Genomic DNA, 20,003 nt, shown 5'->3' with positions numbered 1-20,003 from the left:
TGCACCCCGGCCCTGGCATGTCGGGGTGCTGTATTCGCACCTGGACGAGCGGTTCTCCAGGCCGCTGGTCGCGCGCTTGCAGGCCGAGCCGGACCTGACCATCGGCGACAACGAGCCCTATTCGGGTCACCTGCCGGGCGACGCGATCGACCGGCATGCCTTGCGCCTGGGGCGGCAGAACACACTTGTCGAGGTGAGGAATGACCTGATCGGAACCCGCGAGGCGCAGGCCCATTGGGCAGCGCGGCTGGCGCCGATCCTGACCGAAGTGCTGGAGGGCATCTAGATGGACGACCGGACCCGGACCGAACTGGAGGCTGCCGCCTTCCGCGCGCTGGTGCATCACCTGATGGTCAAGCGCCCGGATGTGCAGAACATCGACCTGATGACCCTGGGTGGCTTCTGCCGCAACTGCCTCAGCCGCTGGTATCAGGAGGCGGCGGCAGAGCGCGGGATCGAGCTGAGCAAGGACGCGGCGCGCGAAGTGGTCTACGGCATGCCCTATGCCGACTGGGTGGCGACGCACCAGACCGAGGCGGACGAGGCCAAGAAGGCCGCCTTCGCCAAGGCCTTTGCCGAGAACGTCGGGCCGAAGGGCTAGGGTTCTTCCCCGTCCGACGGCCCCGCGCCGCAGGGCACGCAAGACGCCCGGCGCCCAGAGTCTTGCGCCCCTTTCTGCGGAAGCGGATACCTCTTCCAGGCACAGCGGCACTCACGGCAAGCGCCTGCGCAGGCCCTGCGACATCTGTTGCGAAATTTTCCGATTGAAAGACTCGGGAACACCGGCGTATGACTCCGCCGCAACGGAGTTCCCCATGCGCCTTGCCCTGATCCTCTGCCTCGCCGCCGCCCCTGCCCTGGCGCAAGACCTGGACGACCGCCACCTGCCGGTCATTCCCCGCACGGACAAGGACAAGGCGAAGATCGCGGTCGTCCTTGCTCCGCCCACCGATTTCTCCAAGCCCGAACCCTTCGAGGCCAAGCCCGCCGGGGCCGCCACCGTCCGCGCCATCGCCACTGCGGATGCGTTCAGCCAGCACTCGGACAACATGGCCTTCGAGCGCGAGATGGACTTCAAGCTCGGCAACGCGCTTTTCCGCAAGACCTGGGTCGCCGCGCCCTCCTCCACCCTCGCCTCCGACGGCCTCGGCCCGCTCTACAACGCGCGGGGCTGCCAGGACTGCCACCTGAAGGACGGCCGCGGCCACACGCCCCCCACCGCCGACGCCAGCCGCGTCTCGATGTTCCTCCGCCTCTCCGTCCCCGGCGGCCCCGCGCCCGAAGGCATCGCCGACTGGATCGCCACCCAGCCCGACCCCACCTACGGCGGCCAACTGCAGGACCTCGCCGCCCCCGGCCACCCCGCCGAGGGCCGGATGGACGTAACCTGGACGGAAACCCCTGTCACACTCGGCGACGGCACCACCGTCAGCCTGCGCGCACCCAGCTACCGCTTCGCCGACCCCGCCTACGGCGCCCCCTCGCCTGACATCATGCTCTCCCCCCGCGTCGCGCCGCAGATGATCGGCCTCGGCCTCCTGGAAGCCATCCCCGCCGCCGACATCCTCGCCAAGGCCGACCCCGACGATGCCGACGGCGACGGCATCTCCGGCCGCCCGCAGATCGTCCCCTCGGTCGAATTCGGCACCCCCATGCTGGGCCGCTTCGGGCTGAAGGGCGGCGCCCCCACGGTCAAGGAACAATCCGCCGGGGCCTTCTCCGGCGACATGGGGCTCTCGACCCCCCTCCACCCCGACCCCTGGGGCGATTGCACCAAAGGCGAAGAGACCTGCATCGACGCCCCCCACGGCCAGGAACCCGGCGTCCGCGACGGGCTGGAGGTCGACAAGCAATCCCTCGACCTCGTCACCTTCTACGCCCGCAACCTCGGCGTCCCCGAACGCCGCGGCCTCGACGACCCCAAGGTCCTGCGTGGCAAGGAACTGTTCTACGCCGCCGGCTGCCAGTCCTGCCATACGCCGAAATACGTCACCAACCGCCTGAAGGACCAGCCGGAGCAAAGCTTCCAGCTGATCTGGCCCTATACCGACCTTCTCCTGCACGACATGGGGCCGGGCCTGGCCGACAACCGCCCGGAAGGCCGCGCCACCGGCAGCGAATGGAAGACCCCGCCGCTCTGGGGCATCGGGCTGACCGGCCAGATCTCCGGTCACAGTGAATTCATGCACGACGGCCGCGCCCGGTCGCTGCTGGAGGCTATCCTCTGGCACGGCGGTGAGGCACAATCCCAACGCGACACTGTCGCCAACATGCAAGCCGAGGATCGTGACGCGCTCCTCGCATTCCTCGGAAGCCTCTGATGATGCATCGCACCCCCCGACACCGGATTTCCGCGCCGAGCAAGCGACCTCTCCCGTCCAGGGCGACCGGCTCGGCCCGGCTCCTCGGCGCCGCATTCGCCCTTGCGCTGGCCAGCCCCGCCGGGGCCGATACCGCCGCGGTGGTGAAGGACCATGCCCGTCCCGGCTATGCCGCCTTCGACGAGGCGGTCTCACGGCTTGCCGATGTCGAAAGCTGCGATCCCGAGGCGCTGCGCCCCGCCTTCCAGGCTGCCTACGACGCCTGGATGGGAATCGAGCACCTGCATCTTGGCCCGGCGGAAGACAACGGGCGCGCGCTCGCCATCCTGTTCTGGCCCGATCCCAAGGGCATCGGCGCCAAGGCCCAGGCCAACCTCCTGTCCGGCGATCCGGCGGCGCTGTCGCTTGAGGCCATGTCGCAGCAATCGGTCGCCGCGCGCGGCCTTGCCGGGCTTGAGCGCCTGCTCTACCCGGAAAAGTCGCTGCCCGCCGATCCCTGCGCGCTGATCCAGGTCACGGTCGACGATCTTGGTCGGCAGTCCGAAGTGCTTGCCTCCGACTGGGGGCCCTTCGGCGATAGCCTGCTGACGGCAGGACAGGCCGGGAACGACCTGTTCCTCAAGCCGGAAGAGGCGACCCAGGCCCTGTTCACCCAGCTTGCCACCGGGCTGGAAACCGTCGCCGACCGCCGGATCGGCCGACCGCTCGGCACCTTCGACAAGCCCCGCCCCGACCTTGCCGAGGGCCATGCCTCGGGCCGGGCGCTGGCGAACATCACCCTGTCGCTGAAAGGCCTGCGCGGGCTTGCCGCCAGCCTCAGCCCGGACAGCGCGAAGACGCTGGCGGCCTTCGACCATGCCATCGCGCTGGCCGAGGCGCTGGACGACCCCAATCTGGACGGCATCGCCGACCCGCAGGGCTGGCTGAAGCTGGAGATCCTGCAACAGGCGGTGCGGTCCACCCGCGACGCTGCGGTTGCCGAGGTCGGACCGGCCCTTGGGGTCGAGCTTGGCTTCAATGCGCAGGACGGCGACTGATGCAGCGCCGGACCTTCCTTGCCAGCTTCGCCGCGACGCTGGCCCCGCGCCTGACCTGGGCCGACATTGGCGCCCCGGCCTTCGTGGCCGCCGGGAAACGCGGCGAGGCCTATTTCCTGCACGGCCTTTCCGCCACCGGCGCCAGCCTGTTCCAGATCGCCCTGCCCGGACGCGGCCACGCCGCTGCCGCCCATCCGACGCGGGCCGAAGCGGTTGCCTTCGCCCGCCGTCCCGGCACTTTCGCCCTGGTGATCGACTGCGCCACCGGCGAGACCCGTCACCGCCTGTCCCCGCCCGAGGGACTGCAGTTCAACGGCCACGGCGCCTATTCTGCCGATGGCAGCCTGCTGATGACCTCGGAAGTGGTGGCCGAGGGCTCGGAAGGTCGCATCGGGTTGTGGGACACCGCGCGCTACACCCGGCTGACCGACTGGCCCAGCCACGGCATCGGCCCGCACGAGATCCGGCGCCTCGCGGATGGCCGCCTGGCCGTGGCGAATGGCGGCATCCAGACCGACCCGGTCGACCGCGCCAAGCTCAATGTCCCCGACATGCGCCCGAACCTGACGCTGCTCTCGACAGACGGCGCGCTGCTCGACCAGGTCGACCTGCCGGACCTGCACCAGAACTCGATCCGCCACCTGGCCCTGCAGGGCGACAGCATCGCCTTCGCGATGCAATGGGAAGGCGATCCGGCGGTCCCGGTGCCACAACTTGGCCTCTGGACCCCCGGAAACGCGCCGATCCTCTGCCCGCCTAAGGAAGCCGAGGCCTTCACCATGCAGGGCTATGCCGGCTCCATCGCCGCCACCGCCGACCGCATCCTGATCACCTCGCCGAAAGGCGGGGCGCTGATGATCTTCGACGCGGACGGCGCCCCTGTCGCCACCCACCTGCGTGCCGACCTCTGCGGCGCCGCCACCGCCTCCGGCGCCTTCACCGTCACCGATGGCGGCGGCGCGGTCTGGGCCGCCGACGACACGGGCCTCACCCCGCTCGCCAGTGACGAGACCCAGTGGGACAACCACCTCGTCGCGCTGACATAGCCGCAAGCCGTAGGTCGGGGTTCACCCCGACTCTCCCGGCCCGGCCTGCTCGCGCCCCCCAAACCTTTCACCTGGCTCCAAATATCCTCGAGGGGTTCGGGGGGCGAAGCGCCCCCGATGCCCGAGCCGGTTGGCGCTTGCGCCAGAGGCGAGACAAAAGGCTTGCGCGCCAGCGCTCAATTTCCGAAGCGCCCCTCCCCCGGAGCCCCGGTTGAAAACCTTGCCAAATCCCTAACGAAAAAATCCAACCTTCTGATTTCCAACATAAATCAGAATCTGTCCACTGTGGACAGGCTCAGGCCAGCAGCCGCGCCCCGTCGTGCCCAGCGACCCGGACCTCCAGGATCACCCCCTCCGGCTGATCGGCCCCGAAGGCCACCTCCGCGAACCCCTCCGTCCGCCCGACCCGGGCCCCCTCGGTCAGCACCCGGTGGGTCCGGCCCACCTGCCCCGCCAGATGCTGGCCCAGCACCCGGTCGCCCAAAGCCCGCAACCGCGCCGCGCGATCCTTGATCTCCGGCCCCCGGACCTGCGGCATCCGCGCCGCCGGCGTCCCCTTGCGGGGCGAGAAGGGGAAGACATGCAGGAAGGTCAGCCCGCAGTCTTCCACCAGGTCCAGCGAACGCTGGAACATCGCCTCGGTCTCGGTCGGGAAGCCCGCGATGATGTCGGCCCCGAAGACCATCTCGGGCCGCGACGCCTTCACTTCGGCGCAGAACCGGATCGCATCGTCGCGCAGATGCCGCCGCTTCATCCGTTTCAGGATCAGGTCGTCGCCCGCCTGCAGGCTGAGATGCAGGTGCGGCATCAGCCGGGGTTCCGTCGCGATCACCTCGATCAGCGCGGGATCGGCCTCGATGGAATCGATCGAGGAAATCCTGAGGCGGGGAACCGAGGTCAGCTTCAATATCCGCCGCACCAGATCGCCCAGGCGCGGCTCCCCCGGCAAGTCGGCGCCCCAGGACGTCAGGTCCACCCCGGTCAGCACCACCTCGTTGAAGCCGCGATCCACCAGCCGGTTGATCTGCTCGACCACCACCCCCGCCGGGACCGACCGCGAATTGCCCCGGCCGTAGGGAATGATGCAGAAGGTGCAGCGATGGTCGCAGCCGTTCTGGACCTGGACATAGGCCCGGTGCCGCCCGAAGCCGTCGATCAGATGCCCCGCCGTCTCGCGGACCGACATGATGTCGTCGACCTGCACCCGCTCCGTCTGCCCGATCAGGTCCGGTGCGGCAAGACCTTGCCACGTCGAAGCCTGCATCTTCTCGTGGTTGCCAACGACCCGCGCCACCTCGGGCATCGCCGCGAAGGTCTCGGGTTCAGTCTGCGCCGCGCAGCCCGTCACGATGATCGCCGCCCCAGGGTTTTCCCGCGACAGCCGCCGGATTTCCTGTTTCGCCTTGCGCACCGCCTCGCCGGTCACCGCGCAGGTGTTGACGATCACCGCGCCGTTCAAGCCCGCCGCAGCCGCCAGCTCCTTCATCGCCTCGGTCTCGTAGGCGTTCAGGCGGCAACCCAGCGTCGCGAAGACCGGGGGTTTCTGCGGGGCGTTCATCGATGCGCCGCGATGTAGTCGGGCGACAGCACCCCGTCGAAGACCCGCGCCACCGGCCCGGTCAGCCAGACGCCATCCTCGCGCCAGTCGACCTCCAGCCTGCCGCCATCGGCCTCCAGCACCACATGCCGCCCGGTCAGGCCCCGGAGATGCGCCGCCACAGCCGTGGCACAGGCGCCCGAGCCGCAAGCCAGCGTGATCCCGGTCCCTCGTTCCCACACCCGCATCCGCAGGTGGTCCGACCCGATCAACGAAGCAAACTCGACATTGGTGCGCTGCGGGAAAAGCGGGTCATGCTCATGCCCCGCACCCACCGCTGCAAGATCCACCGCCTCGGCATCCGGCACGAAGCGGACGCAGTGCGGGTTGCCCATGCCGACCGCCACCGGATCGCCGTCCAGCGGCAGGTGCAGCGTGTCGACCTCGCGCGCCAACGGCACCTCGCGCCAATCCAGCTGCGGTTGGCCCATGTTCACCGCGACCCGGCCATCTGCCAGCCGTTCGGCCCGCAAGCCGCCCCGCGCGGTGACCAGCGACACCTGTTCGGCCCCCAGGCCCCGCATCACATAGTCCGACACGCAGCGGGTCGCGTTGCCGCAAGCCCCGGCCTGCGAGCCGTCGCTGTTCCAGAACACCAGCCCGAAGTCCGCCCGGTCCGCATCGGTGATCTCGGCCAGCTGGTCGAAGCCCACCCCGCGATTCCGGTCGCCCAGCGCCTGCGCCAGGCCAGCCGTCATCACCGCCCCGCGCCCGCGCGAGTCGATCACCACGAAGTCATTGCCCGCGCCGTGCATTTTCATGAACGGCAGGCCGGTTTGCGTCAGGCTGTCCATCATGCCCGGCATATACGCCCGCCGTCCAAGATTTGCCAGTGCCGCACGTTTTTGCCCTTGACCCCCGTCCCCGCCTTGCCTAATCAGCCGCCTCGTGGGGCCGGTAGCTCAGTTGGTAGAGCAGCTGACTTTTAATCAGCGGGTCACAGGTTCGAATCCTGTCCGGCTCACCACCTACGCCAGAAGGCCCGGTCCGCAAGGTCCGGGCCTTCTGCGTCTCAGATCATCTTGATCGTGTCCTTGCCCACCGCCAGCATATAGCCGCGCCGCGCGATGGTCTTGACCAGAAGCTCGCTGACCAGCTGGTTGCCCAGCGCATCGCGCAAGCGTTTGACGCGGGTCGCCCCGGCGGCTTCGTCGCAGTCGGCCTCGTTCCGGCCCGAGATCACCGATTCAATCTGGGCGCCGGTCAGCACCTCATCATCCATCCGCGCCTCGGCGAGGACGGACAGGGTTTCCAGCGCGGCCTCGGTCAGCTGGAATTCAAGGTCGTTGATGTAGACCGCCCGCGCCTCGCGGGAAATCATCAGGCTGGCGACCTGGATGCCCGAGCGCTGGATCGCGGAAATCCGGCGGTTCAGCGCGATGATCATCACCAGGAAGACCAGCGCGGCCACCAGAAGGGCGGTGGAGAACAACAGCAGGACGAAGATGACCGAGCGATAGCTGGTCAGCACCGAAGAGAAGGCAGTCCCCGACTGCGCCAGGATCTCGAGCAGCTTGATCTCGGCCCCGGTGTTCAGGTTGTTGTTCTCGACGAACAGCCGTTCGACCCGCGCGTTGAAGGCGTTGGCGTCGGGCAGGTTCAGGAACAGGAACAGCGCCGCAGCCAGGAGGATGAGGACGATTGCGGCGATTCCAAAAGCGACGACGCGGTTGCCGGCCTTCAGGCTTTCAGTAACGGAGGAAGAATTCTCCGGCACTCGCTTTCCTTTCTTCAAGACCCTCGGGGCCGAATGTGGACAGGACGGTCAGAAGCGTCCAGCCATCGGCGGCGAGCCTCGGCGCCAATTCGCCTTCGGCCGCGCCGGGGCTGCAATTGGCATCCGAGACCTGCGCGACACCGTAGTGCAGTTGCAGCGGTTCGTCACGCTTGGCCTTGTAGTCCGCGTAACACTCGGCCGTCGCCGGCCCGGCAAGGACCAGCGCGAGGGTGGCGAGTGCGATCAGTCGTTTCATTTTCATGGGCTCCGGAAAGGAGGCTGCTCGATTGCCGACGGAGAATGCGCGGGGGCGCGATGATATTCAATATCACCTGGAAAATCTGCGCGATGTTATCGGATAGCAAGTCGGAATTCCCACACCGCTATGGCCTAGCAGGGGGGCGATATTGCTTACCCCCGGATCGGGGGGTGAGGGTCTGGCATCGGGTCCGGCATGGCATTTGCACCGGGCCCCGCACCCAGAAGATCCGCATCAGGAGGCCCACATGTCCGTCACATTCACAGCCAAGTCCTATCGCATCGCCGGTCACGGGATCGGCGAGACGACGCTCTCTGGCCGCCGTGTCGCTGCGATGATCACCGGCGGCGCCGCCGCGCTGGCGCTGATCCTGGCCACGGCGATCCCGGCGAAGGCCGAACCGAACGACCTGACCAAGGCGCTGATCGCGGCGCTGGTCGTGGGGGCCATCGCGCATGAGCTGAAGGACAACGACAGGCCGGTGCCGCGGCCCGAGCCGGCGAAGACCAAGCGCGTGCCCGCGGTCTGCGCGATTTCCATCGACGGGGCGGATCGGTCGGTCACGCTGTTCCCGGAAAGCTGCCTGCGCGAGGAGGGCTTCGACTACCGCCTGCCGCGCCACTGCGCGAACAGCGCCACCATCTTCGGGAAGCGCGACCGGGTCTATTCGGCGCAATGCCTGCGCGAGGCGGGGTTCCGGGTGTCCGGGCGCTGATACCCTGGCCGCCGAGGCGGCCTTGAACGAAGCGGGACGGCCCTTGCCCCGCTTCCTGCTGGGGGCGGGAGGGTGAGCAGCTCCCGCCCCCTTTTTCCGGCCTGCGATCCGGGGTAGGTCGAGGGCATGTCCAGGATCTCTCCAGACTTTTCGCACGAGACCGACGTGATGGCGCGCGGGGCGCTGCGGGTGGTCGGCGTGGATGAGGTGGGGCGGGGGCCGCTGGCCGGGCCGGTGACCGCCTGCGCGGTGCGGCTGGACCCGGACCGGGTGCCGCAGGGCCTGCGTGATTCCAAGCTGCTGACGGCGGCAAGGCGCGAGGCGCTTTTCGATGAAATCATGGTGGTGGCCGAAGTCTCGGTCGCCCATGCCAGTGTCGAGGAGATCGACGCGCTGAACATCCTGCGCGCCAGCCATCTGGCGATGGAGCGGGCGGTGGCGGGGCTGAAGGCCGACCATGCGCTGATCGACGGCAACCTGATCCCGCGCGGCCTGGGTTGCGCGGCGACGGCAATCGTCAAGGGCGACGCGAAGTGCCTGTCGATCGCGGCGGCCTCGATCGTGGCCAAGGTGACGCGCGACCGGATCATGGTGGATTTGGCGCAACAGCACCCCGGCTATGGCTGGGAAGCCAATGCGGGCTACCCGACCAAGGCGCATCTGGAGGCGCTGCAGAATCTAGGCGTGACCCCTTGGCATAGGCGTTCGTTCAAGCCCGTCCACAACATCTTGTATCAAGCTGTTTCTGTAAGCCCTTGATTCAAAAAAGAATTTGACGGCGAATCGCCGCTGACTCATGATTCCCTCACATCGGCACAACAAGATGCCGGGGGCAGAGGCAGAGAATGGCGACCAGAATGACCGCAGCGGAGAGTACCCTCCCGCTGAACCAGATTCTTGCGGGTGAGTGTGTGGAGGTGATGAACTCCCTCCCGGCTGGTTCCGTTGACCTGATCTTCGCCGACCCGCCCTACAACCTGCAGCTTCGCGGCGACCTGCACCGGCCCGACAACTCCAAGGTCGATGCGGTGGATGATCACTGGGACCAGTTCTCCAGTTTTGCCGCCTATGACGGATTCACCAAGGACTGGCTGGCGGCGGCGAAGCGACTGCTGAAGCCGAACGGGGCGATCTGGGTGATCGGGTCCTATCACAACGTCTTCCGCCTGGGGTCGGAGTTGCAGAACCAGGGTTTCTGGCTGCTGAACGACGTGGTCTGGCGCAAGTCGAACCCGATGCCGAACTTCAAGGGCAAGCGGTTGACCAATGCCCATGAGACGCTGATCTGGGCCTCGCGCGACGAGGCGGCGAAATATACATTCAACTATGAAGCCTTGAAGGCCCTGAACGACGGCGTGCAGATGCGGTCGGACTGGGTGATCCCGCTTTGCACCGGGCATGAACGGCTGAAAGACGAAAACGGCGACAAGGCGCATCCGACGCAGAAGCCCGAGGCGCTGCTGCACCGGGTGATCGTGGCGACGACCAACCCCGGCGACGTGGTGCTGGACCCGTTCTTCGGGACCGGGACGACGGGGGCGGTCGCGAAGATGCTGGGCCGCGACTTCATCGGGATCGAGCGCGAGGCCGCCTACCGGAAGGCCGCGGCGGAGCGGATCGAGCGGGTGCGCCGCTTCGACGCCTCGGCGCTGGAAGTGTCGGGGTCGAAGCGGGCGGAACCCCGCGTTCCGTTCGGCCAGGTCGTCGAACGCGGCATGCTGCGACCGGGCGAGGAACTGTTCTCCCTTGGCAACCGTTTCAAGGCCAAGGTCCGTGCCGACGGCACCTTGATCGGCAATGACGTGAAGGGGTCGATCCACCAGGTCGGCGCGGCGCTGGAGGGGGCGCCAAGCTGCAATGGATGGACCTACTGGCACTTCAAGCGGGACGGCAAGATGGTCCCGATCGACATCCTGCGGCAGCAGATCCGGGCCGAGATGGAGGCCGACGGGGCGCGCCCGCACTGACATTGGAACACGCCTGTCCCCCGGACCGCCTGGGGGACACCTTTACCCCGCCGAGATGTCTCGGCGGGGTTTTTTCGTCGCGCGAAGCTTGGGCAGGCATGAGCCGGCGCTTCCCCAACCGGGGTCGATCCTGATACTGCGGCGGGCATGGTCTTTCGACGGCGAACTCCCCTTACCCTGCCGCAGAAACTGCGCGCCCTGGTGCTGCCGCCCGGGGGCTGGAGCCGCGCGCTCAGCTATCTGCGGCTGCGACTGACCCGGATCTCCGACCAGCCGCATCGGGTGGCGCGCGGCATCGCCTGCGGGGTCTTCGCCGGATGCACCCCGCTCTTCGGGTTGCACCTGCCGCTTGCCGCCACCCTGGCCTGGGCCTTTCGCGGCAACGTCGTCGCCGCGCTGATCGGGACGGCGGCGGGCAATCCCGTCACCATCCCGATCCTCGCGGTCCTGTCGCTGGACCTGGGCCGGGCGATCCTGGGCGACGGGCTGTCGCTGCCCTTCGGCGAGATCATGACCGCCTTCGGTCAGGCCGGGGACGAGATCACCCGCAACATCAAGGCGCTATTCACCCCCGCCGTTGCGCATTGGGACAAGCTGGCCCAGTTCGGGCACGAGGTCTTCCTGCCCTACCTGATCGGCAGCATCGGACCGGCCCTGCTTGCCGCCATCCTTGCCTACTGGCTGAGCCTGCCGATGATCGAAGCCTATCACAGCCTGCGGGCCCGGCAGCGCGCGGCGCGGCTGGCCCGCCGTGACACCCCCGCAAGCGGGACCAAGGAGGATTGAGATGAACGGTGCGGAAACTCTGGTGCAAACCCTGCTGGCTTCGGGCGTGAAGGTCTGCTTCGCCAACCCCGGCACGTCGGAGATGCATTTCGTCGCCGCGCTGGACCGCCACCCGGAACTGCGCTGCATCCTGTGCCTGTTCGAGGGCGGGGTTTCCGGCGCGGCGGATGGCTATTACCGGATGAAGGGCGAGGTGGCGGCAACGCTGCTGCATCTGGCGCCCGGCTTCGGCAATGCCTTCGCCAACCTGCACAATGCCCGCAAGGCGCAGAGCGGGGTTCTGAACATCATGGGCGACCACGCCGACTATCACCTGCGCTTCGAGGCACCCTTGAAGGGCGACACGGTCGGGATTTCGCAGGCGGTGTCGCACTGGACGCGGGTCTGTTCTGAGGCCGGGAAGGTCGCCAGCGACGCGGCAGAGGCGGTGCAGGCGGCACGGGCCAAGGGTGGCCAGGTCGCGACGCTGATCCTTCCGGCGAACACGGCCTGGGAAGAGGCGACGGCGCACGTGGTCGCGGCCCCTGCCCCGCCGCTGCGGCGGCCTTCGGAAGCGGAGGTCAAGGCGGCGGCCAATGCCCTGCGCCAGCCCGGCGCGGTGCTCTTGCTGGACGGCCCGGCGCTTTACACCGACCTCGGGCTAGTGGCGAAGCGCCTCACCAAGGCCAGCGGCGCGCGACTGATGCAGCCGTTCTTCGCCAGCCGTTTCCGGCGCGGGGCGGGGTCGGTGAAGATCGAGCGGATGGCCTACCGCATCGAGGACAATCAGAAACTTCTGGCCGGGGTGTCCTCGCTGGTGCTGTGCGGCACCACGCGACCGGCCGGGTTCTTCGCCTATCCCGGCCTGCCCTCCACCCCCGACGACCCGGATACAAGGCTGATCGACTTGTGCAGCCGGGACATGGACATCGGTTGGACGCTTCAGGCGCTGGCCGGGGAGCTGGGCGAGGCGGAGCTTGGCCCGGAGGATTTCGTGGGCCTTGACCTTCCGCCCCTGCCCGAAGGGCCGCTGACCGTCACCCGGATCGGCGAGGCGGTGGCGGCCCTGATGCCCGAGAACGCGGTGGTGGTGGATGAAGGGATCACCGCCTCGTACTTCTTGGCGCCGGGGCTGAAGCGGGCCCGGGGGCATGACGCACTGACGATCACCGGCGGGTCGATCGGCTTTGGCCTGCCGAATGCAGTGGGGGCCGCCGTGGCCTGCCCCGACCGCAAGGTCGTGGTGATGGAGGGCGACGGGTCCGGGATGTACACGCTGCAGTCGCTGTGGACGATGGCGCGCGAGGGGCTGGACGTGACCACGGTGATCTTCGCCAACCGGGGCTACCAGATCCTGCGCGAGGAGATGGCGGCGATGGGGGTGAACGAGGTCGGCCGGAACGCGCAGCGGATGTTCGACATGGAGGGCCCGGCGCTGGACTGGGTGGCGCTGGCCACGGGGCATGGGGTGCAGGCGGTGCGGGTGACGGACATGGCCGGGTTCAACGCGGCCTTCGCCGGGGCGATGGGGCAGAAGGGGCCGCGGCTGATCGAGGTGGTGTGCTGAAAGCGATTTCTTCGAAGAAATCGCGACGGAGCCTTTGAAGGCTCCGGTCCGGAATTTTCGAAAATTCCGGCGTCAGCCTACGACCGGGTTCAGCGCCTTGTTGTAGGGATGCCAGTCGGCGATGTCAGGATAGTGCTGCCGCCGCCAGGCCTTCACCCGGCGGTTCATGATCCGCTTCCACAAGGGCGGGACCATCGCCGCCATCGTCATCAGCGGATAGCCGAAGGGCAGCTGCGGGGCCTCGTCCTGCGAATAGGTCTGCAACACCGGGAAGCGGCGGTCGGGCTTGTAGTGGTGGTCGGAGTGCCTCTGCAGGTTGATCAGAAGCCAGTTCGAGGCCTTCAGGTCGGCGTTCCAGCTGTGACGGGGCAGGACATGTTCGTACTTCCCCTCGCCCAGGTGGCGGCGGGTCAGGCCGTAGTGCTCGATGTAGTTCACCAGCTCCAGCTGCCAGATCGCGGTGAAGGCCTGCACCAGGAACAGGCCGAGGCCCTGCCAGCCGCCAAGGGTCAGGGCGAGGGCGAGGAAGGCCGCTTGCAGCGCAGCATAGCGCCAGAACGGGTTGCTCCGGTGGCTTGCCGGCAGGCCTCGCCGCGCCAGCATCGCGGCTTCGGCCCTCCACGCCGATTGCGGGCATTGTCGCAGCACGCGGGGGAAGAAGCGGTGGAAGCCCTCGTTGTAGCGCGCGGTGACCGGGTCGCGCGGGGTGCCGACATGGATGTGGTGGACGCGCAGGTGTTCCGAGCGGAAGTGGGAGTAGAGAACCGAGGCGAGCAGGAGGTCGGCCAGCCTGCGTTCGAGGCTGGATTTCTGGTGCATCAGCTCATGCGCGTAGTTGATACCGATGGTTCCCGAGACGACACCCATGCCGAAGAAAAGGCCGATCTTCTCGCCGGTACCGAGATGGGGCGCCTGCGGGACATACCAGAGCATCAGGGCGAGGAGGGCGAACTGGATCGGGAACCAGACCAGCGTGACGGCGCGGTAGGCGGTCAGCGCGGCTTCGGGCGTTGCCGGGTCGGGGTTCGCGGTCGTCCGCCCAGTGATCGCGTCGAGCAGCGTGAAGAGCCACCAGGTCGACAGGGGCAAGAGCGCGATGGTCCAGCCGCCTTGCAGCATGCCAAGCACGGCGAGGGGCGGCAGGCAAAGGGACAGCCAGAACGGCAGGGCTTTGGGCAGCGGGCTCATGGCCGGGAGTGTAGCGGATTGGCGGGGCGGCTCAACGGGTGAGGGTGTCGCGGGGAACGGGGCGAATCCAAGAATTTTCGCGAAAATTTTTAGACGCCGGGCGGCGGGGTCAGTTCTGCGCGGGCCAGGTCCCAAGCCTTGCGCATCACCGTCGGAAGGTCGGCGGGGCGGAAGTCCTGACGTGGGACGAGATTGCCGCGTGTGGGCGGGCTGTCGAGGCGGGCAGTCAGGACGGTGAGGACCAGGTGGAAATGGGTGAAGGTGTGGCGGACCTCGCCGATCTCCTGCCAGTCGGCTTCGGCGGGGGCCGCGCCGCCCTGCCCGTCCCAGCCGTCGCCGGGGATGCCGAGCATCCCGCCGAGCAGGCCCTTGTCCGGGCGTCGCTCCAGCAGGATCGCCCCCTCGCGGTGGCCAAGCCAGAGCGTCCCGCGGCGGGTGGGTTTCTCGGGTTTCGGTGACTTGCGCGGAAGCTCGGCCGCTACGCCCTCGGCGCGGGCACGGCAGGCATCGACCCAAGGGCATATCCCGCAGGCGGGAGAGCGCGGGGTGCAGATCGTGGCACCGAGGTCCATGATCGCCTGGGCGTAGTCGCCGGGGCGGAGGGCGGGCGTCAGGCGGGCGGCAAGTGCGGTGAGTTCGGGCTTCGCGGCGGGAAGCGGCGTCTCGATCAGGTGGAGGCGGGATATCACCCGTTCCACGTTGCCATCGACCACGGTGGCGGGTTCGTCATAGGCGATGGCGGCGATGGCAGAGGCGGTATAGGGGCCGATGCCGGGCAGGGTCAGCAGCCCCTCGCGGCTTTCCGGAAATCGTCCCCCGTGGTCGCTGACGACGGCACGGGCACATTTCAGAAGGTTCCGGGCACGGGCGTAGTAGCCAAGGCCCGCCCATTCACCCATCACCTCGGCATCCGGCGCAGCGGCCAGCGCCCCGACCGTCGGCCAGCGGGCGGTGAAGCGGTGGAAGTAGTCCTTCACCGCGGCGACGGTGGTCTGTTGCAGCATCACCTCGGACAGCCAGACACGATAGGGGTCGGGGCGAATGCCCGCCGCCCGGTCCTGCGGCGACACACGCCAGGGCATCACCCGGGCGTGGCGGTCGTACCAGGCGAGGAGCCGGGTCGAGAGGGATTCGGGGTCGTTCATCGCGGCGACAATAGCGAACGGGACGAGAGGGGCCAGAGAGCTCGCACCCCGGCCTGATAACCCGCGAATGACGCAATGTTTATTCCTGTTTCAGCCTTCGCTCTGGCAGGAGCGGCCCCTTGCGGTAGAATGCGCGCCAAGGACAGGAGCAGATGAGCCGCAAACCCCTTCCCTCGCCCAGCGCGGACCACCGGATGCGCGGGTTCGAACCGGCCTTCGGGCTGATGAAGGATGCCGTCCGCTCGGCGGGGGAATCGCGCGGCTTTGCCGTCGCGCGGCTGCTGACCCATTGGGCCGAGGTCGCGGGCGAAGAGATGGCGCGGAAGACCCGGCCGGTGAAGATCGGCTATGGCAAGGGCGGGATGGGGGCGACGCTGACGCTGCTGGTCAGGGCCGCCGAGGCGCCGATGGTGCAGATGGCGCTGCCGCAGCTGAAGGACCGGGTGAATGCGGTCTACGGCTATGCCGCGATCAGCCACATCCACCTGACCCAGACCGCCGCCACCGGCTTTGCCGAGGGCCAGGCCGAATTCACCCCGGCCCCGAAGCCCGTGAAACCCGCCGACCCCGCCACGACCGCGAAAGCCCAGGCCGTCGCAGAGGGCGTGACCGACCCCTCATTGCGCAGCGCGCTTGAACAGCTGGCGCAAAACATCTTAACTCGCCCGCGAAATTGACATTCCCGGACTTCACGAAGGACCAAGACCCATGCTGAAACTGAACCGCCGGGCGATGATCGCCCTTGCCGCAGCCGCAACCGCGGCGATGACCCCGGCGCTGGCGCAGGAAACCACCACCGCGGAGACCCCGGCTGCCGCAGGCCCCGGCGATTTCTCGCTGGGTTCGCCCGATGCCAAGGTGAAGATGGTGGAATACGCCAGCTTCACCTGCCCGCATTGCGCGCATTTCCACGAAACCGTCTTCGGCCAGTTGAAGAAGGACTACATCGACACCGGCAAGGTCCACTTCACGCTGCGCGAGGTCTATTTCGACCGTTACGGCCTCTGGGCCGCGCTGATCGCCCGCTGCGGCGGCGAGATGAAGTATTTCGGCATCCAGGACATGCTGTTCTCGAAGCAGACCGAATGGGCGGCGTCGGACGATCCGGCGAAAGTGGTCGAGAACCTGAAGACGCTCGGCCGCTCTGCCGGGCTGGAAGATGCCGCGATGGAGGCCTGCCTGAACGACACCGCCAATGCGGAAGCGCTGATCAAGCAGTTCCAGACCAACTTCGAGGCCGACGGGGTGGAAGGCACGCCGACGCTGTTCATCAACGGCACCAAGTATTCCAACATGGCCTATGAGGACCTGAAACCGATCCTCGACGCCGAGTTGGCGAAGTAATGGCCGCACCGCTGGAAGGGGTCCGCGTCATCGAATTGGCGCGGATTCTGGCTGGCCCCTGGGCCGGGCAGACGCTGGCCGACCTTGGCGCCGACGTGATCAAGGTCGAGGCGCCCGAAGGCGACGATACCCGCCGCTGGGGGCCCCCGTTCATCGAAAGCCACGGCGAGAAGACCGCCGCCTATTTCCACTCGGCGAACCGGGGCAAGCGGTCGATCACCTGCGATTTTCGCACGGCGGAGGGGCAGGAGATCGTCCGCAAGCTGGTGGCGGATGCGGATGTGGTGATCGAGAACTTCAAGGTGGGTGGCCTCGCGAAATACGGGCTGGATTGGCCATCCTTGCGCAAGGTGAACCCCCGGCTGGTCTATTGCTCGATCACCGGCTTCGGGCAGGACGGTCCCTATGCGCATCGCGCCGGGTATGATTTCATCATCCAGGGCATGTCGGGGCTGATGAGCGTCACCGGCCCGGCGGATGGCCAGCCGCAGAAGGTGGGCGTGGCGGTCACCGACATCTTCACCGGGGTCTATGCCGCCACCGCGATCCTTGCGGCGCTGGTGCAGCGCGGGCGGACGGGTGAGGGCCAGCAGATCGACATGGCTTTGCTCGACGTGGCGACCAGCGTGATGGCGAACCAGGCGATGAACTACCTGGCTTCGGGCAAGCCGCCGGGCCTGATGGGCAATGCGCATCCGAACCTTGCCCCATACGCGGTGTTCGACTGCAAGGATGGCTGGCTGATCCTGGCCACCGGGAACGACGGGCAATACCAGCGCCTGTGCCGGATCCTGGGGCTGGAGGCGATGGTTTCCGACCCGAAGTTCCTCACCAACGCCGACCGCATCGCCAACCGGGACGAGATGACCGCGCGGCTGACGGCGGCAACGAAGACCTGGGCGAAGGTGGATTTGCTGGCGGCCTGCGAGGCCGAGGGCGTGCCCGCCGGGCCGATCAACGACCTGGCCGAGGTCTTCGCCGACCCGCAGGTCGTGGCGCGCGGGATGCAGATCGCACCCGAGGGGATGAAGGGCGTGCGCAGCCCGATGAGCTTTTCCGGGGCGGAACTGGCACTGGATCGGCCTGCGCCACGGTTGGGGCAGCATCAGGATGAAGTGCTGAAATCGGGAGTCTAAAATTTTTCTAGAAAAATTTTAGACTCCGGCCTTCGTGAAAGCTGCGTCCATCGCCGACCAGTCCTCGACCTGCAGCCGCACCACCAGCGTCAGCACCTTCGCCCGCCACTGCGGCGGCAGGCGGGCGGCATCCTTTTCCGTGGTGACAAGCTGAGCACCAGTTGCCGCGGCTTCCATCTCCAGCCGCCGCAACAACGTTTCCGACAGGGTCTCATGATCCCCCAGCGCCTCGCCGCGCACCAGTTCCGCCCCCTCGGCCCGCAACGAAGCGAAGAAGCGGGACGGGTCGGCGATCCCGGCAAATGCGAGCACACGCTCACCTTTCCAGTCCATGCCCATCTGCAGCGGCTGCAGCCACCCACGCAAACGGGAAAGGTCCGGCGTCCCCCAGACCGCATCGAACTGCGATTGTGCGGCCTCATCGCCGATGGTCAGCACCAGATCGGCACGGGCAAGCCCGGTGGCCACGGGTTCGCGCAACGGCCCCGCCGGAATGCAGCGGCCATTGCCGAAGCCGCGCGCGGCGTCCACCACGACCAGCGACAGCGCGGGCCTCACCGACGGACTCTGGAACCCGTCGTCCATCAGGATCACCTCCGCCCCCGCAGCCTCGGCGGCACGAACCCCGGCAGCACGGTCCTTCGCCACCCAGACCGGCGCGAAGGCGGACAGGAGCAAGGGCTCGTCGCCCACCTCTTCGGCCCGGTGGCGCGTCTCCTCCACCCGCACCGGGCCTTCGAGCCGCCCGCCATAGCCCCGGCTGACGACATGGACCTTGCGGCCCCGGGCGGTCAGGCGCTCGATCAGGGCGATGACGGTAGGGGTCTTGCCCGCGCCCCCGGCGGTCAGGTTGCCGACGCAGATCACCGGGACCTGCGGGACATGGCCCGGTTGACGCAACCGGCGCGCGGTGCCTGCGGCGTAAATCCAGCCGAGCGGGGCAAGAAGACGGGGAAGCAGGCCGGGACGGTCCGGCGCACGCCACCAGAAGCCGGGCGCGCGCATCAGGTTTCCCCGTCCATGATGGCGCGGATGCGGGTCAGGACACCCTCGGTCACTTCGGCCCCCTCGCGGACCACGCCCCCGGCCGCCTGCGCCAGCCGCGCCGCGCGGTCGGGCGCCAGCAGCTCGCCCAGCGCCTCGCCCAGATCGCTGGCCGACGCGACCGCCCGCGTCGCCCGTGCCGCGCCAAGCCGGACGAAGACCGGCCCGGCAGTTCCGGTGCGCGGGCCGTGCAGGATCGCCGACCCCAGCGCCGCCGGCTCCATCGGGTTGCGGGTCGGACCCTTGCCGAAAAGACTGCCGCCCAGGAAAGTCACCGGGGCGAGGCGATACCAAAGCCCGTATTCCGCCGGGTTGTCGGCGATGAAGACCTCGATCTCGGGTTCGGGCTCCTCGTCCTGCGCACGCTGTGCGACGGCCCAGCCCTCTGCCTCGAACCGCGCGGCAAGGAGGGCGGCGCGCGCGGGGTCCTTGGATATCAGGATCAAGAGCAAGCGATGCGAATGTTGCAGGGCTTTCCGGTGGGCCTGCAGCACCGCCTCTTCCTCGGCCTCGGTCACACCGGCCGCGAACCAGACCGGGCGGGCGGCCAGAAGCCGGGCCAGCGAGGCGCGCTCGGCTTCAAGCCCCGGCAGGACGACGCCCTCTTCCTCCATCCGCCCCGTCACGGCGACTGCCGACAGCGCGGCGCCACCCTTGCGGAAGGCCCGCGCCGCAGCCTCGTCCACCGCAAGGATCGCCCGGAATCGCACCAGCGCCGAGCGCATCAGGCCGGGATACCAGCCGTCGCGTTCACGCAGGAAGGCGGGGGCCTTGGCGTTGACCAGAAGCATCGGAATCTGCCGCTCGCCCGCCTCGTGCATGACGGCGGGGCGAAGCTGGCCTCCGGCGAAGAGGGCAATCTCTGGCCGCCAATGGTCGAGAAAGGCACGCGCATCGACCGGGCTGTCCACCGGCGGAGGCTGCAGGACCACCCCCGGCAACGGCTCCGTCTCGACCGGCGCGGTCAGGAGCACCGGCAGCCCGTCTTCCTCGACCAGACGCCGGGCCAGCGCCCGCATCGGGCTGACCAGCCCCTCGCCCGGCGCGTGCAGCCAGATCAGCCGCCCGGCGGGCCGGGGCGGGCGGGATGCGCCCTCGCCCGGCTCGCGCCGCTGGCCCAGGTTGTACAGCGTCAGGCCAAGCGGAGAGGCCATG

Annotated in this window: 20 protein-coding genes, 1 tRNA gene and 1 pseudogene; 14 read left to right on the top strand and 8 right to left on the bottom strand. The window is 68.2% G+C overall.

The genetic code is table 11. The features are described 5' to 3' along the window. From ACE3P6_RS01680 to ACE3P6_RS01660, 5 genes and pseudogenes are all read left to right on the top strand, one after another. A pseudogene (locus ACE3P6_RS01680) lies at positions 1 to 286 on the top strand (N-formylglutamate amidohydrolase); the annotation flags it as partial. Further along, a complete protein-coding gene (locus tag ACE3P6_RS01675) occupies positions 287 to 601 on the top strand; it encodes a DUF1244 domain-containing protein (protein ID WP_374391229.1) in 315 nt (104 codons plus the stop codon). Between the two features lie 214 nt (positions 602 to 815). Then, positions 816 to 2,321 carry a di-heme oxidoredictase family protein gene (locus tag ACE3P6_RS01670; RefSeq protein WP_374391228.1) on the top strand — a complete coding sequence of 502 codons (1,506 nt, stop codon included), beginning with the start codon at positions 816 to 818 and terminating at the stop codon, positions 2,319 to 2,321. Further along, the gene (locus tag ACE3P6_RS01665; RefSeq protein WP_374391227.1) at positions 2,321 to 3,358 is read left to right on the top strand and encodes an imelysin family protein; all 1,038 of its coding nucleotides are present in this window, start codon (positions 2,321 to 2,323) and stop codon (positions 3,356 to 3,358) included. The genes ACE3P6_RS01670 and ACE3P6_RS01665 overlap by 1 nt, the downstream gene beginning before the upstream one ends. Then, entirely contained in the window at positions 3,355 to 4,404 is a 1,050-nt protein-coding gene (locus ACE3P6_RS01660; RefSeq protein ID WP_374391233.1) for a DUF1513 domain-containing protein, read from the top strand. Before ACE3P6_RS01665 ends, ACE3P6_RS01660 begins: the two co-directional genes overlap by 4 nt. A gap of 295 nt (positions 4,405 to 4,699) precedes the next feature. On the opposite strand, the gene mtaB is transcribed toward ACE3P6_RS01660, so the two are convergent. Both mtaB and dapF read right to left on the bottom strand, forming a co-directional pair. After that, positions 4,700 to 5,962, bottom strand: coding sequence for a tRNA (N(6)-L-threonylcarbamoyladenosine(37)-C(2))-methylthiotransferase MtaB (gene mtaB, locus ACE3P6_RS01655; RefSeq protein ID WP_374391226.1), 1,263 nt, complete (start codon positions 5,960 to 5,962; stop codon positions 4,700 to 4,702). After that, complete coding sequence (gene dapF, locus ACE3P6_RS01650) at positions 5,959 to 6,798, bottom strand: diaminopimelate epimerase (RefSeq protein WP_374391225.1); 840 nt, start codon at positions 6,796 to 6,798, stop codon at positions 5,959 to 5,961. The genes mtaB and dapF overlap by 4 nt, the downstream gene beginning before the upstream one ends. 94 nt (positions 6,799 to 6,892) lie before the next feature. Between dapF and ACE3P6_RS01645 the strand changes: the two genes are divergently transcribed. Then, positions 6,893 to 6,968: transfer RNA gene (locus ACE3P6_RS01645), tRNA-Lys, on the top strand. Positions 6,969 to 7,013: 45 nt separating this feature from the next. On the opposite strand, the gene ACE3P6_RS01640 is transcribed toward ACE3P6_RS01645, so the two are convergent. After that, positions 7,014 to 7,718, bottom strand: coding sequence for a transcriptional regulator (locus tag ACE3P6_RS01640; protein ID WP_374391224.1), 705 nt, complete (start codon positions 7,716 to 7,718; stop codon positions 7,014 to 7,016). Next, positions 7,690 to 7,980 (bottom strand): hypothetical protein, encoded by a 291-nt coding sequence (locus ACE3P6_RS01635; protein WP_374391223.1) that lies wholly within the window; start codon positions 7,978 to 7,980, stop codon positions 7,690 to 7,692. Before ACE3P6_RS01635 ends, ACE3P6_RS01640 begins: the two co-directional genes overlap by 29 nt. Positions 7,981 to 8,224: 244 nt before the next feature. Between ACE3P6_RS01635 and ACE3P6_RS01630 the strand changes: the two genes are divergently transcribed. The 5 genes from ACE3P6_RS01630 to ACE3P6_RS01610 all read left to right on the top strand — a co-directional run bounded on the left by ACE3P6_RS01630 (position 8,225) and on the right by ACE3P6_RS01610 (position 12,991). Next, on the top strand, positions 8,225 to 8,692 hold the full coding sequence (locus tag ACE3P6_RS01630) for a hypothetical protein (protein WP_374391222.1): 468 nt from the start codon (positions 8,225 to 8,227) through the stop codon (positions 8,690 to 8,692). A gap of 126 nt (positions 8,693 to 8,818) precedes the next feature. Next, positions 8,819 to 9,451, top strand: a complete 633-nt coding sequence (locus ACE3P6_RS01625; RefSeq protein ID WP_374391221.1) for a ribonuclease HII — start codon at positions 8,819 to 8,821, stop codon at positions 9,449 to 9,451. An 86-nt stretch (positions 9,452 to 9,537) separates the two neighbouring features. Further along, a complete protein-coding gene (locus ACE3P6_RS01620) occupies positions 9,538 to 10,659 on the top strand; it encodes a site-specific DNA-methyltransferase (protein ID WP_374391220.1) in 1,122 nt (373 codons plus the stop codon). A gap of 201 nt (positions 10,660 to 10,860) precedes the next feature. Beyond that, the gene (locus ACE3P6_RS01615) at positions 10,861 to 11,445 is read left to right on the top strand and encodes a DUF2062 domain-containing protein (RefSeq protein ID WP_374391219.1); all 585 of its coding nucleotides are present in this window, start codon (positions 10,861 to 10,863) and stop codon (positions 11,443 to 11,445) included. Between the two features lies 1 nt (position 11,446). Beyond that, the gene (locus ACE3P6_RS01610) at positions 11,447 to 12,991 is read left to right on the top strand and encodes an acetolactate synthase large subunit (RefSeq protein WP_374391218.1); all 1,545 of its coding nucleotides are present in this window, start codon (positions 11,447 to 11,449) and stop codon (positions 12,989 to 12,991) included. A 72-nt stretch (positions 12,992 to 13,063) separates the two neighbouring features. Here ACE3P6_RS01610 and ACE3P6_RS01605 read toward each other — a convergent pair whose 3' ends face one another. After that, entirely contained in the window at positions 13,064 to 14,179 is a 1,116-nt protein-coding gene (locus ACE3P6_RS01605) for an alkane 1-monooxygenase (protein ID WP_374391217.1), read from the bottom strand. Between the two features lie 89 nt (positions 14,180 to 14,268). Beyond that, complete coding sequence (gene mutY, locus ACE3P6_RS01600) at positions 14,269 to 15,324, bottom strand: A/G-specific adenine glycosylase (protein WP_374391216.1); 1,056 nt, start codon at positions 15,322 to 15,324, stop codon at positions 14,269 to 14,271. Between the two features lie 152 nt (positions 15,325 to 15,476). Here mutY and ACE3P6_RS01595 point away from each other — a divergent pair, with 152 nt between their 5' ends. From ACE3P6_RS01595 to ACE3P6_RS01585, 3 genes are read left to right on the top strand one after another with little or no spacing between them, the layout of a single operon-like run. Next, the gene (locus tag ACE3P6_RS01595) at positions 15,477 to 16,001 is read left to right on the top strand and encodes a DUF721 domain-containing protein (protein WP_374391215.1); all 525 of its coding nucleotides are present in this window, start codon (positions 15,477 to 15,479) and stop codon (positions 15,999 to 16,001) included. Between the two features lie 55 nt (positions 16,002 to 16,056). Beyond that, positions 16,057 to 16,668, top strand: coding sequence for a DsbA family protein (locus tag ACE3P6_RS01590; RefSeq protein ID WP_374391232.1), 612 nt, complete (start codon positions 16,057 to 16,059; stop codon positions 16,666 to 16,668). After that, positions 16,668 to 17,804 carry a CaiB/BaiF CoA transferase family protein gene (locus ACE3P6_RS01585; protein ID WP_374391214.1) on the top strand — a complete coding sequence of 379 codons (1,137 nt, stop codon included), beginning with the start codon at positions 16,668 to 16,670 and terminating at the stop codon, positions 17,802 to 17,804. The genes ACE3P6_RS01590 and ACE3P6_RS01585 overlap by 1 nt, the downstream gene beginning before the upstream one ends. Before the next feature lie 18 nt (positions 17,805 to 17,822). Here ACE3P6_RS01585 and lpxK read toward each other — a convergent pair whose 3' ends face one another. Beyond that, entirely contained in the window at positions 17,823 to 18,809 is a 987-nt protein-coding gene (lpxK, locus tag ACE3P6_RS01580; RefSeq protein ID WP_374391213.1) for a tetraacyldisaccharide 4'-kinase, read from the bottom strand. Next, positions 18,809 to 20,002, bottom strand: a complete 1,194-nt coding sequence (locus tag ACE3P6_RS01575; RefSeq protein ID WP_374391212.1) for a 3-deoxy-D-manno-octulosonic acid transferase — start codon at positions 20,000 to 20,002, stop codon at positions 18,809 to 18,811. The genes lpxK and ACE3P6_RS01575 overlap by 1 nt, the downstream gene beginning before the upstream one ends. Position 20,003: the final 1 nt, after the last annotated feature.

Origin of the sequence: Tabrizicola sp., from assembly GCF_041911175.1 — a bacterium.
Classification (GTDB): domain Bacteria; phylum Pseudomonadota; class Alphaproteobacteria; order Rhodobacterales; family Rhodobacteraceae; genus Tabrizicola.
Note: the sequence above shows the minus strand (reverse complement) of the source record. Positions and strands in the feature narration are given on the sequence as shown.

What these genes read in the sequence shown, in the direction of transcription:
- ACE3P6_RS01605 (WP_374391217.1), bottom strand. Translation starts at nt 14,179, where the DNA reads ATGAGCCCGCTGCCCAAAGCCCTGCCGTTCTGGCTGTCCCTTTGCCTG.
- ACE3P6_RS01585 (WP_374391214.1), top strand. Translation starts at nt 16,668, where the DNA reads ATGGCCGCACCGCTGGAAGGGGTCCGCGTCATCGAATTGGCGCGGATT.
- dapF (WP_374391225.1), bottom strand. Translation starts at nt 6,798, where the DNA reads ATGATGGACAGCCTGACGCAAACCGGCCTGCCGTTCATGAAAATGCAC.
- ACE3P6_RS01575 (WP_374391212.1), bottom strand. Translation starts at nt 20,002, where the DNA reads ATGGCCTCTCCGCTTGGCCTGACGCTGTACAACCTGGGCCAGCGGCGC.
- mutY (WP_374391216.1), bottom strand. Translation starts at nt 15,324, where the DNA reads ATGAACGACCCCGAATCCCTCTCGACCCGGCTCCTCGCCTGGTACGAC.
- ACE3P6_RS01625 (WP_374391221.1), top strand. Translation starts at nt 8,819, where the DNA reads ATGTCCAGGATCTCTCCAGACTTTTCGCACGAGACCGACGTGATGGCG.
- lpxK (WP_374391213.1), bottom strand. Translation starts at nt 18,809, where the DNA reads ATGCGCGCGCCCGGCTTCTGGTGGCGTGCGCCGGACCGTCCCGGCCTG.
- ACE3P6_RS01665 (WP_374391227.1), top strand. Translation starts at nt 2,321, where the DNA reads ATGATGCATCGCACCCCCCGACACCGGATTTCCGCGCCGAGCAAGCGA.
- ACE3P6_RS01610 (WP_374391218.1), top strand. Translation starts at nt 11,447, where the DNA reads ATGAACGGTGCGGAAACTCTGGTGCAAACCCTGCTGGCTTCGGGCGTG.
- mtaB (WP_374391226.1), bottom strand. Translation starts at nt 5,962, where the DNA reads ATGAACGCCCCGCAGAAACCCCCGGTCTTCGCGACGCTGGGTTGCCGC.
- ACE3P6_RS01675 (WP_374391229.1), top strand. Translation starts at nt 287, where the DNA reads ATGGACGACCGGACCCGGACCGAACTGGAGGCTGCCGCCTTCCGCGCG.
- ACE3P6_RS01630 (WP_374391222.1), top strand. Translation starts at nt 8,225, where the DNA reads ATGTCCGTCACATTCACAGCCAAGTCCTATCGCATCGCCGGTCACGGG.
- ACE3P6_RS01590 (WP_374391232.1), top strand. Translation starts at nt 16,057, where the DNA reads ATGATCGCCCTTGCCGCAGCCGCAACCGCGGCGATGACCCCGGCGCTG.
- ACE3P6_RS01620 (WP_374391220.1), top strand. Translation starts at nt 9,538, where the DNA reads ATGGCGACCAGAATGACCGCAGCGGAGAGTACCCTCCCGCTGAACCAG.
- ACE3P6_RS01635 (WP_374391223.1), bottom strand. Translation starts at nt 7,980, where the DNA reads ATGAAAATGAAACGACTGATCGCACTCGCCACCCTCGCGCTGGTCCTT.
- ACE3P6_RS01670 (WP_374391228.1), top strand. Translation starts at nt 816, where the DNA reads ATGCGCCTTGCCCTGATCCTCTGCCTCGCCGCCGCCCCTGCCCTGGCG.
- ACE3P6_RS01595 (WP_374391215.1), top strand. Translation starts at nt 15,477, where the DNA reads ATGAGCCGCAAACCCCTTCCCTCGCCCAGCGCGGACCACCGGATGCGC.